The sequence below is a fragment of the Vibrio sp. NFR genome (assembly GCF_027587095.1).
Lineage (GTDB): Bacteria > Pseudomonadota > Gammaproteobacteria > Enterobacterales > Vibrionaceae > Vibrio > Vibrio harveyi.
This window is the reverse complement of sequence record NZ_JAPPTN010000006.1, coordinates 250760-267446: the sequence shown is the minus strand read 5'-3', so window position 1 is coordinate 267446 and position 16687 is coordinate 250760. Positions and strand designations below refer to the sequence as shown.

11 protein-coding genes and 1 riboswitch are annotated in these 16687 nt (G+C 45.7%); of the genes, 7 read left to right on the top strand and 4 right to left on the bottom strand.

The genetic code is table 11. The features are described from left to right. Positions 1-233: 233 nt before the first annotated feature. Complete coding sequence (gene recC / locus OH463_RS13965) at positions 234-3707, bottom strand: exodeoxyribonuclease V subunit gamma (protein ID WP_269991519.1); 3474 nt, start codon at positions 3705-3707, stop codon at positions 234-236. Between the two features lie 359 nt (positions 3708-4066). Here recC and OH463_RS13960 point away from each other — a divergent pair, with 359 nt between their 5' ends. After that, positions 4067-5890, top strand: coding sequence for a DUF3413 domain-containing protein (locus OH463_RS13960; protein ID WP_239923256.1), 1824 nt, complete (start codon positions 4067-4069; stop codon positions 5888-5890). Positions 5891-6073: 183 nt separating this feature from the next. On the opposite strand, the gene OH463_RS13955 is transcribed toward OH463_RS13960, so the two are convergent. Continuing rightward, complete coding sequence (locus OH463_RS13955; RefSeq protein ID WP_005450908.1) at positions 6074-7048, bottom strand: TDT family transporter; 975 nt, start codon at positions 7046-7048, stop codon at positions 6074-6076. Between the two features lie 112 nt (positions 7049-7160). On the opposite strand from OH463_RS13955, the gene OH463_RS13950 reads away from it, so the two are divergent. The 5 genes from OH463_RS13950 to dapD all read left to right on the top strand — a co-directional run bounded on the left by OH463_RS13950 (position 7161) and on the right by dapD (position 12082). Beyond that, a complete protein-coding gene (locus tag OH463_RS13950; RefSeq protein ID WP_005450906.1) occupies positions 7161-8078 on the top strand; it encodes a LysR substrate-binding domain-containing protein in 918 nt (305 codons plus the stop codon). Between the two features lie 159 nt (positions 8079-8237). Further along, positions 8238-8537, top strand: a complete 300-nt coding sequence (locus OH463_RS13945) for a YebG family protein (RefSeq protein WP_005380208.1) — start codon at positions 8238-8240, stop codon at positions 8535-8537. 154 nt (positions 8538-8691) lie between these two features. Continuing rightward, positions 8692-8767, top strand: a riboswitch (Fluoride riboswitch). A 260-nt stretch (positions 8768-9027) separates the two neighbouring features. Then, the gene (locus OH463_RS13940; protein ID WP_005450903.1) at positions 9028-9720 is read left to right on the top strand and encodes an iron-sulfur cluster assembly scaffold protein; all 693 of its coding nucleotides are present in this window, start codon (positions 9028-9030) and stop codon (positions 9718-9720) included. 23 nt (positions 9721-9743) lie between these two features. After that, positions 9744-10727, top strand: coding sequence for a GGGtGRT protein (locus tag OH463_RS13935; protein WP_005450901.1), 984 nt, complete (start codon positions 9744-9746; stop codon positions 10725-10727). A 323-nt stretch (positions 10728-11050) separates the two neighbouring features. Continuing rightward, positions 11051-12082: a 2,3,4,5-tetrahydropyridine-2,6-dicarboxylate N-succinyltransferase gene (gene dapD, locus OH463_RS13930; protein ID WP_005391708.1), complete on the top strand. Its 1032-nt coding sequence runs from the start codon at positions 11051-11053 to the stop codon at positions 12080-12082. A 396-nt stretch (positions 12083-12478) separates the two neighbouring features. On the opposite strand, the gene glpQ is transcribed toward dapD, so the two are convergent. Next, complete coding sequence (glpQ, locus tag OH463_RS13925; RefSeq protein ID WP_009698678.1) at positions 12479-13534, bottom strand: glycerophosphodiester phosphodiesterase; 1056 nt, start codon at positions 13532-13534, stop codon at positions 12479-12481. A gap of 53 nt (positions 13535-13587) precedes the next feature. Next, a complete protein-coding gene (gene glpT, locus OH463_RS13920) occupies positions 13588-14955 on the bottom strand; it encodes a glycerol-3-phosphate transporter (RefSeq protein ID WP_009698679.1) in 1368 nt (455 codons plus the stop codon). An 872-nt stretch (positions 14956-15827) separates the two neighbouring features. Here glpT and OH463_RS13915 point away from each other — a divergent pair. Next, on the top strand, positions 15828-16682 hold the full coding sequence (locus tag OH463_RS13915; protein WP_005450895.1) for an MIP/aquaporin family protein: 855 nt from the start codon (positions 15828-15830) through the stop codon (positions 16680-16682). Positions 16683-16687 lie beyond the last annotated feature (5 nt).

Below are 16687 nucleotides of genomic sequence, written 5' to 3'. Positions count from 1 at the left end.
TTATTAATGAGTCTAATAGGTTGGAATATTTAAACCTTTGTGGGATCTCACTCACGGTTATCATTACGGAGTACCGTTAGTATGCGCCTCACGAGATAAGCCAAGCCATTCAGGCGGCTACACTCAAACGAATCATGGTCCCTCTGACCTTGTGGCCGTACAGCGAACGCCCTACAAAAAATAATGATTTTCTGGCGGCCACCCTACTCCTTTTCATCCTTAATCATTCCAACTTACTTTTCATCATCAGCATCTTGTGCTGCCAATCTTGCGCCTTGAAGAACCAATGCAGTCAGTGTGCGAACTTCTGCTGCAAGCTCATCATTCCAAGCAGACCAAATACGCGAAATATACGCATTGTTTCCTTCGCCTGGGCTCATGTACCCATCATTGAATGCGTCCGCCATTTTCTTCAGCGATTTCTCTTCGTCATCAGCCCAGTGGCCACGACTAAAGCCCGCCTCGACACACGCCAGTGCTGTTTTCGGGAAATATGGCAATGGCTTAGTCATGCCTTCAAAAAACAGACGTACTAATTCAGCAAGAAATTGTTTCGCTTGCTCAGCGTCTGCCATTGCAGGGTAAACTAAATGCACCGCGCCTTCCTTGCGGTCATAACCGATAACGTGGGTCTTTCTAGCCTGACCAGAGGCAGACATAGCAAGATGATCAATCCATGCAGCAAGATAATCCTGCGCACGAATTTTACCGCTTCGGTAGCGAATCAACCCAGACTGATAACACTGAGTTAGCCAACCGGTTAGACGGATGTTTTTTCCTTCACCAAGCACATCGAAGGTAAGGTCGATTTCTAAATCGTCTTGCGGTGCGCCGGATAAAAACGCCAACTTATCCACCAGCTCTTCCGCTTGCACGCGGTTGGTTTCAAACTCGATATCACCAAATGCCCCAACCGGTAATTTGCCTTGCGCGCGTTGCTCACTCATGAAGTGCTTGAGTACGTCTGCTTTTGCGGACGGTTGAGTAATGGCGGTTTCGAGCAAGGTTTCTAATAACTCATCGCGCATCTGATAGCTTTCTAAGCCACCTAAAACAAACGGCTCATCGTCTTCCATCACAGGTAACGGCGGCTCGAACATCACTTTCAAACGACGGTTAAAGAAATACTGTACAGGCAAACGCCAGAAGCGTTGTAATTCCACCAAGTCCAATTCGATTGGGAAGGTTGCGCCAAGTAAGTAATCATCCAATGCGCGGTTAAACTCGCCACGCGCATGACCTTGCGATTGATTGCTTTGGGTCAACGCAGCTGGAATCCACTCTTTGGCATAGCTTGAATGAGAACCTTGGAATGCGCTTGGGCTGAATGGTACCATGGCATGTACGTTCACTAACTCGTTGAGTAGTTTATCTCCGGAGTCATCAACAGGCTGGTCTTGATCGCCATCTAAGCAGTAGTTCTGGTGGCAATATTCCATCAACTCCGACACCAGCACAGACGGCACGCGCTCAGTGTTGTCTTGGATAGAACGTCCAACATAACTGATGTACAAACTTTGCTGTGCAGACAGCACGGCTTCTAAGAATAGGTAACGGTCATCGTCTCGACGTGAACGGTCGCCCGGTTTAGTACGCCCTGTCATTAGGTCAAAACCTTCTGGTGGCATTGAGCGCGGGTACACACCATCGTTCATACCGAGTAAACATACGGTTCTAAATGGGATCGAGCGCATCGGCATCAGCGTACAGAAGTTCACTTGTCCAGCAAGGAAGCGCTGGCTGACCCGCGTCCCTGACAGCTTGTTTTGTAGATACTGGCTAACAATGGAAGGCGACAAGGCATCATCAAATGCCGCATCAGCTAGCTGTTCTTTCAGTTGGCTCAGGGTATCTCGAATCGACTTAAGCGCCATTTCCCCTTCTAACTCAACAGAGAAGAAGTCATCCAACATTGCCACCAAGGTTTCACGCCATGCATCAATCGACTGAACATGGGAAAGTTTGCGGCGATATTGGCTAACTTGTTGAATAAAGTGAGCTAACTTACCGGCCAGTTCTGCGCCCATACCTTGCACTTCATTGTATGGCGAGAGGCTACCCTCTTGCGCTTCAAACAAACCAGCAGACTCTGGCATCGCGTAACCTAATAACATACGCTGGATACCAAATTGCCATGTGTTTTGGCGTGTTTCTGGCAGTTCAAATTCGCTGCCGGTATGGCTATCTAGCCCCCAGCGAATGCCGGATTCTTCTACCCATTGTTTGGCTTGAAGGAAATCATCTTCGCTTAAGTCGAATCGCTTCAAAATCGCCGGCGTTTCTAACAACTCAAGTAATTCAGAAGCCAAGCAACGTGTATTCGGCAAATTAACAAGTAGCATGAAAGCCGCCAAAATTGGGCTTTCTTGATCGGCCGTTCGGTCTGAAATCGAGTAAGGAATGAATCGTTCACCCGGCGCATTGCCGAATACCGCCTGAATCGCAGGGCTGTAGGCATTGATGTCTGCCACCATGACAATAATATCGCGCGGTTTCAGTGTCGGATCGGCATCGAACATCGCCAGAAGCTGGTCATGTAGCACTTCCACTTCTCGCATTGGGCTGTGGCAAGAGTGCAAGCTCAGAGATTTATCACCTAAACTCACCACTTGTTTGTGCTGACTGCTGTCGATTTGCTCGTCGTCTTGGTGCTCTTCTAAATTAAGAATGTCGGCTTGAAGTTGATGGAGCAGACTGTCGCGCTCAACATCAACAAAAGCTTCTATCTCATGGGATTCAAGCTGCGACAACAGATACATATTATCGCGCCCAAGTTTGCCCATCGAAGCCAACAAACTGTTACCCACCACATCGGTATGCAGCTCATCCACCACGTTTTCTTCTAGTGAACCTTTTAACTGCTCAGTCTCACCTTGCACTTCAGAATGGCCTTCTTGCCACACCACGTGCTGACGATGTTTTGCTGCTAAGCGAGCTAGGAATTTACGGTCGCGTACTTCACCCCAGTAATAACGACAGGGGTTAGTAAACATCAGATGGACATCAATATGTTCACCAATGGCTTTTAGCGCATCCATGTAACGTGGTGGCAGTGAAGAGATACCAAACACAAACAGACGCTTCGGCAGATGATCAAAATTGCCGTTGAAGTTTTCGAGCGTATCAATGAAGTGTTCGTACAAATTGGCGCGATGATAAGGCGATTGCCCAAGGGTAACCGTGTGGTCGTACAATGCCTGCCACAAAATCGGCTGCCATGGGTGTTCGTCTTCAAGTTCAGGTACCGTTTGTCCTGCTTCCCAGCTTGCAATCCATTCTGGGCGATACACCAAATAACCATCGAAAATATCGGCAATTTTCTCTGCCAATTGATACAGCTTGGAGTTGTCACTGTCGTCTTGAAGATAACGTGCCAAAGGTTCGAATGACGCTTCGTTCAACAAACCCGGAAGCAAGTGCATCAGCTTCCACGTCATGGCTTCTTTGTTGAAGGCACTGCGCTTTGGCACATCAGCCAATACTTGGGTAAACATTTCCCAGATAAAGGTCGCTGGCAGCGGAAACTCTAGGTTTGCCGCAACACCAAACTCTTTCGCCAATTCCATTTTTAACCACTGAGACATACCCGGGCTCTGCACCAGAATTTGCTCTTTTTCGAATGGGTTTTCTAATGGGTTGATGCGAATCAGTTCAACAAGAAGTGATTTGAGAACATCGACCTGATTGGAGTGATAGACAGTAAACAAAGTAAGTGCACCGAATGCCATTGGAAACTGCTAGCAAGCTTAGCACAGCCGCATTTATTCCTAGAGCGATCTCGATAGCTTAAATAACAAAAGGTTAGAGAACACTCAAACTGTGCTCAAATAACCAACAACTGACATTTGTAAGCAACGTCTTACACGCAAATACAAAGCGTGACATCAGTCACAAGTATTTCATGATAAAAAACACTGTTTTATAATCATCACAAATTTTTATAACAATACCCATCATATTGAATATTGGTTTGAAACCAACAATTGGAGGCGAAATTGCACCTCTCTTCGGTGGATATCCACTCTAAGTTCAATTAAATGGGCGAGAAATACTGGAATATCAAAGTATGTTACGCAAACTTTCTTCTAATAGTGCTTGGCTGATGGCTTTTTTTGCTTGCTTTGCTCTTTATCTGTCGATCGCTTGTTACCCATTTTTGCTGTCAAATAGCCAAGCAGAACCGCTCACATTTCTGCAAAAGTACTACTTAGTCGCGACACAACTAGGCTGGCTGGGATTGATTGCTATGCCAATGATGTTAGGTTGTTTATTGCTGTCCTTTTTGCCGACACGCATGTTCAAAGTCGTTGTGATCGCCATTGCAATCGCAATCTTGATCATGCTGAAAGTCGATATCCTCGTTTTCCAGCAATACAAACTGCACATCAATGGTCTACTGATCCGCATGTTCTTTGAAGGCGGTCGTGACGTATTTGAAATCTCTTGGATGAGCTGGCTGATCTTTGTTAGCGACATTGCACTGCTTATCATTGGTCTCGCATGTACCGTTTGGCTTAGTCACAAACTTGTTCAGAGCCGGGGGAAGTTTATCCTGCTCAGCATTTGGTTTGCTTTGCTGCTAAGTAGCCAGATGATCCACGCTTATAAAAATGCGCTCTACGATGATGAAGTCAGCCAATTTTCAAATAACTGGCCACTGTATTATCCACTCACTGCACGCCAATTTATCTACCGTCACGGTTTAGTTGACCAAAGCATCGCATCTCAAAACCGAGTAGAACTCAAGAATATTGAAAGCAGTTCACTCAATTACCCATTGGCGCCTATTAAAGTCGAACGTAAAGATAAACAACCTAATGTCCTTTTCATACTGGTTGATGCGTGGCGCTACAGCGATGCAACACCTGACATCATGCCAAATGTCAGCAAGTTCACCGAAAAAACGGTCAACTTCTCTCAACACATGAGCGGTGGCAACTCTACTCAAGCGGGCATTTTCAGCCTGTTCTACAGCTTACCAGCAACGTATTGGAACAGCTTTTATGCGAGTCAGAAATCGCCTGTATTCATGGATACATTGCAAAACCAAGGCTATCGAATGGGCATTTTTGGCTCCGCACCATTAACCAGCCCACCTTTGTCTCGCACTGTCTTTAAGAAGGTGAAAGATCTTACGTTAAAGCAGACTGGCGAAACACAAATCGAACGAGATCAACAGATCACCGATGAGTTTATTCAGTTTCAAAAGCAGGATAGCGACAAACCATACTTTAGCTTCTTGTTTTATGACTCTGCCCACGGCACCAGTTTCCCAGAACCTGAATTTGCCAAATTCAAACCTTACTGGGAGCGCGTCGATCATATTCTGCTCGATAACGATTTTGACGCCTCGCTTTACCACAACCGCTATAAGAACTCGTTATATTTCATTGATAGTTTGATCGAAAAAGTTCTGAAAAACGTTGATCTGGAGAACACTATTATCGTGATTACCTCCGATCATGGGGAGGAATTTAACGATCATAAAATGAACTACTGGGGTCATACGGGTAACTACAGTGATACTCAAGTACACGTGCCGCTGTACGTTTATCTGCCAGATCATCAGCCGGAACAAATTAATTACCGCACAACGCACTTTGATATCGTGCCAACCCTAATGAACGAGCTATTCGACGTTAAAGGGGAAACCCAATCTTACAGTGTAGGACGAGACTTGTTTGACAATTGCGTTCCGCGAGATTGGTTCATCGCTGGAAGCTATTACAACTATGCGCTGGTAGGTAAAGAAACTATGTTAGTGGTAAACCCTGGTGGGCACTCTCAGCAACTCAATAACCAATTGAAAGTTGATAACGAACACCAAGTACCAGTGAACGCCATCCAACAATCGTTGGATGAAATGTCGCGCTTTTACAACAAGGGATAACCAGTCCCTAGTTTGATGAATTAGTATTGTGTCGAACTTTCCTGCCACCCTATTCGGGTGGCTTTTTTATCTACTCGTCAACATAGAATCTATTCGTCGACGTATAACCTAGTCTACCAATATAAAAAAAGCCTCTTGGCGAGAGAGACCAAAAGACTTTGCTTTACGAGTAAAACTTCAGCTTTATGCGTGATGTGTGGTCATCAAGCGTGGTTGAATGAGCAAGTTATTGATGTATTGCAAACCTACGTAAGTCACCACAATCGTTGCCACAATTAATTCGATGCCTGCTAGACCACGAACTTGTTGTACATAGTGCGCTGCTAGACCATTTGCTTCCATCCAATTTGCTGTTTTGAACAGAGCTGTCGCACCAATCACCATTGGGAAGGTAAACGCTGCATAGCCAGGGCTAAATGGCAGTCTTAGCAGTTTAAAGAAAGCTAAGTAGATGATGGCTGTCATCAATACCGCGATACCAAACAATAGAGCAATAATCACTGGTGAAGGCGTCGCTGTTACAGTTAGGTAACCGGCCAACGATAGGCTTGCTGGTGCCGCCATGATTGCCATTGTTGGTTTTGCTGCATCTGGAATTTCATGAGTGAACATGAAACGGTAGATCATCATTGGCAGCATCACAGCGTAAGCCACCATACCGAAGATCAATGCACCATGTGCAATTGGTGCAAGCACTGGGTTACCAGAGAAAGACACGTCTGCAACGATAATACCCACAGGCGGTACGAACCAGCTTGGCACCATGTGGTGTAGTTCGAAGTCTTTCGCGCGGTGGTACAAAAAGCTCACAAGGAACACGATATGTAAAGCTACCGCCACTAACCAAAGCACGTCACCTGCAACAGAGAAGAAATGCCCTAGTGAGTTTGAAACCACCATGGTTCCCATTGCGAAAGTTGGAACGACACTACCCACCACAGGGTGCGCAAGATCTTGTCTTAACAAGTGATTGTGAAAAAGAAATTTAACCGCCAAGATTGCTAGCAATACACTTGCAATACCTGCGCTAATCCACTGTCCATAGCCATGTAATTCGGCGAAGTTTTCCCAACTCCAACCCAAGCTCGCAATACCAAGAGCCAGACCCGCCATTGGGGTTGGTGCTCCCATTACTTTTGCTTTTGTTCTTTGAATCATTACGACCTCAAAATCTAGGCTAACTTTCTATGGGGTGTATATTACTCTTGCACTTCGTTCCAATATATCTAATTATTTAAAACTAACGTTCAGATTTACTTAACGGAATATCATGCCTAGTCATATCTCTCTTAAACAACTGAAAGTTTTTACTACGATCACTCAGCACAAAACGCTGACAGCGGCTTCAGAAAGCCTGTTTCTTTCGAAAGCAGCGGTAAGTATGGCATTGTCTGAGTTAGAGAAACAAATCGGACATCACCTATTTGACCGGGTGAACAACCGCTTAATTCTCAACCAAGAAGGACAAAAACTTTTGCCCCTCGCGGATGAACTCCTCAACCGAGCTCGGGATATTGAGAGTGTGTTCGATGGCGACCAAACCTTATCAGGGCTGCTTCGCATCGGTGCCAGTGACACCATCGGCAACCAAGTTGCGCCTTACCTGTTAAGTGATTTTCGTGATGAAACGAATCACCAATCACAGAGTTTGTTCATCTCCAACTCTGCCCAGATTTGTGACATGTTGATCGCTTACGAACTCGACATCGCGCTCATTGAGGGCAAGACCATACACCCAGAGCTAGAATCAACGCAATTCAGCGAAGATGAAATGTGTGTGATTTGTCCACCTGATTACCCTAACTATGACGAAGGACCTATCAGCCTAAATGAACTCGAAGACACCGAGTGGATTCTGCGTGAAGCTGGTTCTGGTTCTCGAGAGTTTTTTATGCGCGTTATCGCTCCGCGTTTAGAGCATTGGCATGAGGCTTTTCAGCTCAACACCACTGAAGCGCTGATCAATTCGGTATCTGCTGGGCTTGGTTTAGGTTGTTTGTCGCGCTTATCCGCAGAACCTGCAATTCGCGATGGTCGAGTGAAGATGCTCAACATGCCTTTGGATATGAAGCGCCGTTTCTGGCTTTTGATCCACAAAGAGAAGTATCAAAACCCACTTCTGCGCACGTTTATTGAATTTTGCCAAAATTGGGAACGCCCAGAGAACCCGCACCTTAAAGATGACTAGTTCGAGGTGGATAGTTCAAGGTAGAGAATCCAAGGTAGATAGCTCAAATGCTGGTCAGTTAGTTGTACCCGGCTCTCATTCTGAGGCTTGTCGCTAGACTTAATTGGTCAAAAACTGTATAAAAAGCCAGTATAAATTCATCAAGTTAGAGGACCAACCATGGCTGTAATCGTCAAGTACGTGGTAGAACGCAATGGAGAAGAGAAAATGACTTTTACCTCTAAAGCGGAAGCTGACGCATACGACAAAATGCTGGATATGGCGGACGAGTTATTCTCACTGCTAGGTAAAAGTGAACTTCTAGAAGACGAAGGTAAGCAAGAAGATCTTGCAATGTTCCTTGCGCAAAACAAAGAAGAAGTACTTTACGCTTTGGGTGCAAAACGTAAGCCTGCGCCAAAAAAAGCAAAGAAGCTTGAAGCTGTTGAAGAAGATAGCGAACAAGAAGACGCTGCGTAAGCCTCTCATTTGTTTTAAAAAACGTCGCACCATGCGGCGTTTTTTATGCCTTCCGTTTGTCGCCATATATCTCTGAGAATATAAAGAACCGATTTAATATCCCAAATTGCTCTAAATTTCATGTTGCAGATTAGTGTGACTTAGATCTAATCTAAATGGGCACGGTGATGGGGTGCCACCGGAATCGAAAGATTCAAACCGCTTTTAAAGCTAATGACTCCTACAGAAACGAGAACAGGTCAGCCCTGTTGGAAATGCTTTCACCTATATTGTGAAAGTAAGAGTTCTGTAGTGAGCAATTCAACTCTTCTCCAACCCCGCTCCTGTTTTCTCAAAAATTAAAAAGATATCCCAAATAGTTGTTAACTCAACAAGGCGACAAACGCGTAAGCCTCCTGAACATAGTTTTTCTATTTGATGGAGCGAATAAGAGCAGTCAACGCCGTTGAGTCTGACCAATATGCTGGATATCGTACACTGGGAAAACATTATGCAATACTCACACGAAATCCAATCAATGTGCCCGATTCAACGCGGCGATCTTCATGCTTCTGCACCGATCCCTGTTGAAGGCGCAATGATCAATCCAAAAGACGTTATCGCGATTTCCGGTCTTAGCCACGGCGTTGGTGCTTGTGCTCCTCAACAAGGTGCAGCAAAACTGACCCTTAACGTCAAAAACGGCATCATCGAAGAAGCTTTGATCGAAACGATCGGCTGTTCAGGCATGACTCAATCTGCAGCGATGGCCGCAGAAATCCTAACCGGTAAAACCATTCTTGAAGCACTCAACACTGACTTAGTGTGTGATGCTATCAACGTCGCGATGCGCGAAATCTTCCTTCAATTTGTTTACGGTCGTACTCAATCTGCTTTCTCTGAAGGCGGCTTGGAAATTGGCGCGGCACTGGAAGATCTTGGTCAAACTCAACGCAGCCAAGTGGGTACAAGCTACTCAACCAAAGCAAAAGGCGTGCGTTACATGGAGTTAGCTGAAGGCTATGTAACCAAACTCGCGCTAGACGAAAACAAAGAAGTGATTGGTTACCAATATCTCAACCTAGGCAAGATGATGAAAGCCATCAACGAAGGCGTATCTGCAGCAGAAGCAGCAGAAAAAGCAACGGGCACTTACGGTCGTTTTGACGAAGCCGTAACGACTATTAACCCACGCCAACAATAATTGCCACCAAGAGGAAAGAGATTATGAACACTCCAATTACTGAATCTGTACGTCGCACATTAGACGAAATGCAACTTTCTTCTCTGGAAGCGGCTTACCAATACTGTATGGATCGTGGTATCGACCCTAAAGCACTAGTGATGGACACTCAACCTATCGCGTTTGAAAGCGCGGCAGATGCCTACACACTGGGCACCGCTTTGGCGATTTTCCGCGGAGCAAAAACAGCAGAAGAAGCAGCAAACATCATCGGTGAAGGTCTTCAGGCGTGCACTAAACCCGGCAGCGTGGCAGAGCAACGCCAAGTGGGTATCGGTCACGGTGCATTGGCGGCTCGTCTATTGAATGAAGAAAGTGGCTGTTTCGCTTTCCTTGCCGGTCATGAGTCATTCGCAGCAGCAGAGGGCGCAATCAAAATCGCACTAAACGTGAACAAATCACGCAAAAATCCGTTGAAAGTGATCCTGAATGGTTTAGGTAAAGACGCCGCTTACCTAATCTCACGCATCAATGGTTTCACTTACGTACGCACTCAATACAACTACCAAACTGGTGAGTTAGTGGAAGTAGAACGTCGCCGTTTCTCCCAAGGTCCACGTGGTGAGATCCTTTGCTACGGTGCAGACGATGTACGTGAAGGCGTGGCTATCATGCATAAAGAGCAAGTGGATGTGAGCATCACTGGTAACTCAACCAACCCGACTCGCTTCCAACACCCAGTAGCAGGCATCTATAAAGCAGAACGTAACCGTGAAGGCATGCCTTACTTCTCTGTGGCATCAGGCGGTGGTACTGGTCGTACTCTACACCCAGATAACGTGGCGGCAGGTCCTGCCTCTTACGGTATGACCGATACCATGGGTCGCATGCACGCCGATGCACAATTCGCGGGCAGCTCTTCAGTACCTGCACACGTAGCGATGATGGGCTTCATCGGTATGGGCAACAATCCAATGGTAGGTGCAACTGTTGCACTTGCCGTAGCCGTCGGTGAACTTAGCCTTTAAGCCGATTTAATCGCTTTCTATCCAAAGCGATTAAATCCAACAAACCCAGTGTAGGGGGAGTGACTTCGGTCCTCCCCTTATTTTTTGCTATGCCCCTTTTCCAACTTCACTTTGTCTTTACCCCAAATCGGTCTGAGAAGGCTTTTGCGACACATTTCTCATCAGACAAACATATCTCTAAAAAGACAAAAGGTATCCATCTACAGACTTTCTCCATTTCCCCTCTTTAAACTCCCCAACACTCTCTTTATGATGACTGACAACTTAATTATTTCTTGTCAGTGAACAGACGAGACACAAGACTCAACACATGGAGATCAACTATGGCTTTCTTCTCTCTAGCCTTTGGTACGGCAACTAAAAATCGCGACGGCAAAATCATCGAAGCGTTTTTCCCAAACCCAGTTCTTAACCCAAGCGAAGCGCTTGTTAACGCACTAGCAGCAGTAGCAGGTTACGAGCAAGGCAACCAAGCTATCGAGATCTCTGCAGCACAAAGCGCAGAACTGGCAGCAGCATTTGAAGCAAACGGCGATGCGGCAAACGCTTCTTTCGCAGCAAAAGCAGCAGAATCAGCACAACCACTTGTACTGGTTATCCTTGCAACTGACGAGCAGCCACAAAGCGTTGCTGAAGGTTTCCTAAAACTTCAACTTATCTCTAACCGCCTAGTTCAACCACACGGTACGGTACTAGACGGTATCTTCGGTCTACTACACAACATCGCATGGACTAATGAAGGTCCAATCGACCTACCTGAACTAGCAGAGCGTCAAATCGAAGCTCGCCTAGCGGGTCGTGCACTAAGCGTAGATTGCGTAGACAAGTTCCCTAAAATGGTGGACTACGTGGTACCAACTGGTGTTCGTATCGCTGACACTTCTCGCGTACGTCTTGGCGCACACGTTGGCGAAGGCACAACGGTAATGCACGAAGGCTTCATCAACTTCAACGCGGGTACAACTGGCGTGAGCATGGTTGAAGGTCGTATCTCTGCTGGCGTAGTGGTTGGTAACGGTTCTGACATCGGCGGTGGCGCATCTATCATGGGTACGCTATCTGGCGGCGGTAAAGTTGTAGTTTCTATCGGTGAAAACTCTCTACTAGGCGCAAACGCAGGTCTTGGTTTCCCAATGGGTGACCGTTGTACTATCGAATCAGGTCTATACGTAACCGCTGGCTCTAAAGTGCGCATGCTAGATTCTGCAGGCCAAGAAGTAGAAGTAGTAAAAGCACGCGATCTTGCTGGTGTTTCTGACCTACTATTCCGTCGTAACTCTGTAACAGGTCAAATCGAGTGTCTTGCAAACAAGAGCGCGGTTGAACTGAACAGCGAACTGCATAAAAACAACTAATAAGAATACCCAAATAACCTCGAGATGCTTGATTCAGCGAGGCTGACTTGGCTTGCAGGCGCGGCAACGAGTTGAAGATCTAGTCAATCTAAATCAAAGCTCGTTAACAAAGCTTGAAAGCCAAGACAACTCGCCCTTTGGGAGCGTGTCACTATCACGATTCCCACGTCAAATAACTTGAAAATAGCGAGCTATTTCACTTCGTCATTTTATCAGTGACCAGACTCTGAACTGAGCATCTTGAAGTCATTTAGGTATTGCAGTGAATTAGCCCTACGAAAAATCCCCCAACAGGAAACTGTTGGGGGATTTTTTATTGCCTGAGAGAGGGCACATTGTTACGACATGGCGTGTGACGTAATACTGAGAACTTCAAATACTCAGCTTTTTAGAATTTTACTTGTTCAGAAAGTTCACTGCTTTATCAGGGAAGTCAGTAAACAAACCATCCACTTTCACCTGATTGTAGAAGATGTCCATCATGCCATCGAAGCTGTCGGTGTAAGCAGGAATACGCCCTGGATCCGCGCGGAAAGTATAAGGATGCACTTGCAAACCCGCATCTTTTGCCGCTTTCATCAAAGGTTTGATGATGATGTTATCCTTTGTTGATCTGTCATCCACCAACATTGGTTTCCAAGGACCGATCCCTTCCGCGTATTCCGCGACCTTCTTCATACCATTGGCTTCAAACATCCAGTCATAACTGTATGGTGTTGCTTTTTCGCCTTTGTACTCCATGGTCTCGTTCCAGTCGGTGTAAGCCATGAGCTGAACGAGCTTTAAATCCATATCCATTGCAGGCATGAGCTCACTGTTGATGCGCTGAAGTTCATTCGCATCAAAACACTGAAGGTATACTTTGTCGTCTTGCGAATCGTAACCGTACTGCTTTAAAACGTTAAGCACCGCTTTTGAGATGTCTTTGCCTTCATGACGATGGAACCACGGCGCTTTGATTTCCGGGTAAATACCGATGTCATAACCCAGCGTTTTGTTTAAGCCTTGGATTAGCTCAATCTCTTCAGCAAAAGTAGGTACGGTGAAGTCTGATTTCCACATTGGGAATCGTGTTGGATAGCCAGCAACCTTGTTACCTTTATCATCAATATTAAAGCCTTCAGTGACTCGCAATGATTTGATTTCTGCCAACGTGAAATCAATCGCATAGTAACGACCATCTTTACGAGCACGATCCGGGAATCGCTCAGCTACATCGGTCACGCGATCGAGGTAATGATCATGCAATACAACGAGTTGATCGTCTTTGGTCATCACCACATCTTGTTCGATGTAGTCTGGTTTCATCGCGTACGCCAACGCTTTTGCTTCTAAAGTATGTTCTGGTAGATAACCCGATGCGCCACGGTGCGCGATAACAAGCGGTTGTGCAATAGCTCCAGCTGAGATGCTCAGAGCGAGAACCGTCATGCAAACTGACGTTGTTTTCATTGTTCTTTCCTTAGCTTATTGAAGGGGCAGTATTCCACCGCCCCTTTAATGTTTTATGACGCCAATACTTCTTTCTCACGCGCTTTTTGTTCATGGTGAGCACGCTCGCCAAGAAATGCGTAAGTTAGACAAACGATAGAGGTGATACATGAACCGATTAGGATGATAAAGCCGCCATCCCAGCCGAAGTGGTCTACTGTATAGCCAAGAATCGCGTTTGCCGCTACCGCACCACCCAAGTAACCAAATAAGCCAGTTAGACCTGCAGCCGTACCTGCCGCTTTCTTAGGAGCAAGCTCTAGCGCATACAAACCAATCAACATTACCGGACCGTAAATCAAGAAGCCGATTGCAACCAGCGCCATCATATCTACTGCTGGGTTACCTGCTGGGTTGAACCAGTAAACCAACACCGCTACGGTTACTAACGCCATAAATAGAATACCGGCAGGAGCACGACGACCTTTAAATAGCTTGTCTGAAATCCAACCACACAATAGCGTACCTGGGATACCAGCCCACTCGTATAGGAAGTAAGCCCAAGAAGATTTATCAACCGAGAAGTCTTTCGCTTCTTTAAGGTATACCGGCGCCCAGTCCAGCACACCGTAGCGGATCAGGTAAACAAACGCGTTCGCAATCGCAATTGACCACAACAACTTATTAGAAAAGACATACTTGAAGAAAATTTCCTTCGCCGTCATTTCTTTTTCGTGTGACTTGTCGTAATCATCAGGGTAATCATCTTTATACTCTTCAATTGGCGGAAGACCACAAGACTGCGGTGTATCTCTTACGGTGAACCAAATAAAGGCAGCTACGAGCGTGGCAAAAAATGCAGGTACATAGAAAGCGGTGCGCCAATCGTCGTTGAATGCCCAAAGACCAAGGATGAACAGCGGACCAATTAAACCACCACCCACGTTATGTGCCACGTTCCAAACCGACACTATCTCGCCACGCTCTTTGCGCGACCACCAGTGAACCATGGTTCGACCACAGGCAGGCCATCCCATACCTTGGAACCAACCGTTTAGGAACAATAGAATAAACATCGCTGTAATGCTGCCAGTAGCCCAAGGCATAAAGCCGAAGCAGAACATCACAAGCGCTGACATTAATAGACCGCCACTTAAAAAGTAACGAGGGTTTGAGCGGTCAGAAACACTGCCCATTAAGAATTTTGATAAACCGTAAGCAATAGATACCGCAGCTAAGGCAACACCTAAGTCACCACGACTAAAACCTTGTTCAATAAGATAAGGCATCGCCAAGCTAAAGTTTTTACGAACCAGGTAGTAGCCAGCGTAACCAACAAAGATGCCGATAAAGAGTTGCCAACGTAAGCGGGAATAAGTGCCATCGATCTTATCGGACGATAAACGATCGATGTGCGCCTTAGGTTTGAATATTCCAAACATAGGAACCTCATTAATAATGTGAGCGATGGTAGGGAGTATAAAATCGCGAACGAGCAAAAAGGAGTTTCGTTCGAAAGTGAATGCATTTTATGAAATTCGATTTTTATTTCTGTGACAAATGTTGCATAAGAATTAAATTTCAGTAAATACAGAAAATTAGAGGCTTTTAATTAGACTGCGCTTCCACTTTCTGCAGATTTCGTTACTGTCCACATAGAACACGAAGTGCGCAAACGAACAAAATCAGCACAATATTAAGTGAATCAAGTGCTCAAATGACCACAAAAATGGATAAAAGATGGAAGTTGAAGAGACGAAGCACGTGATTTAAGCCATCAAACGCCTCAATTGTGGCGTGTTGCAACAATGTCATCGTGTTAACAATTAGGGTCAACATAATCCCACCGCTTCCAACGTACATTTAGAGCTCGTCTCCAAGCAAAAGATGGCATATGTGCTACGGGAAACGGTCTTCTTTCTTTGAGATGGCGTAGCTCTTAGCAACGAGCGAATGAATATCAGCAATCCCTTATCATCATTAGTATTAGCTAGCTCTTTAGGGTTAGTTTTCGACCAATAATCTGAGTATTTTCCCACCATTCGCGAAGCAGGTTCACAAAACTCCTCTTACCAGTTTGTGCATTGATTTTCACATCGGTAGTTTTAGTCCATCAAAGCAAAATTGAAGACCATAATTCGTTTTATCGAGTTTCCTTTTTGAGCAAAAGATGCGTCAATTAACAAAAACGAAGAGTTTGATTAACAAATTTATGCTCAAACGCTCATTTTTAGCGCTCGTTTGTTTTCGCAAACGTTTATATATGCACAATAGAACCGTGCTAGATAAGCATAAATATTAAAGGACTCTTAACATGACAACGAACAAACACCCCTCACTGCTCGGAGAATGTTTGGCCGAGTTTATCGGTACAGGATTACTTATCTTTTTTGGCGTAGGCTGTGTTGCTGCACTCGTTTTGACCGGGGCTCAATTTGGTCAATGGGAAATCAGTATTGTATGGGGCTTTGGCGTCGCCATCGCTATTTACTGTACTGCGGGCGTATCCGGTGCACACATCAACCCTGCCGTAACTATCGCACTGGCGATGTTCCATGGATTTGATAAGGCGAAAGTTGTGCCTTATATCATTGCGCAAATGCTAGGTGCATTTTGCTCTGCTGCTTTGGTCTACAGCTTGTACAGCAACCTCTTTACGGATTACGAAATCGCACACAACTTCGTTCGTAGCAGCCAAGACGCATTAGCCACAGCGGGCATTTTCTCGACTTACCCACATGCTTCTCTCTCTTTCTTTGGCGCTTTTGCTGTGGAATTCGTGATTACTGCAGTGCTGATGTTTGCCATTCTTGCTCTTGGTGATGAGAACAATGGCGCACCTCGCGGCGCGATGAACCCTCTACTGATCGGTATCCTAATTGCGGTAATCGGCGGTTCTCTAGGTCCACTAACAGGCTTTGCGATGAACCCTGCACGTGACTTTGGTCCTAAGCTGTTTGCCTACTTCGCAGGTTGGGATTATGCCCTGACTGGCGCGCGTGAAATTCCATACTTTATTGTTCCAATTCTTGCTCCTATCGCAGGTGCTTGCTTCGGTGGTTGGTTGTACCCGAAAGCGATTGCTGCATATCTGCCAAAGCAAGGTCACGGCTGCACTATCCCTAACCAGTGCGAAACCGAAGAAGAAGCAGAACAAGCGCAAGCTTAACCCCT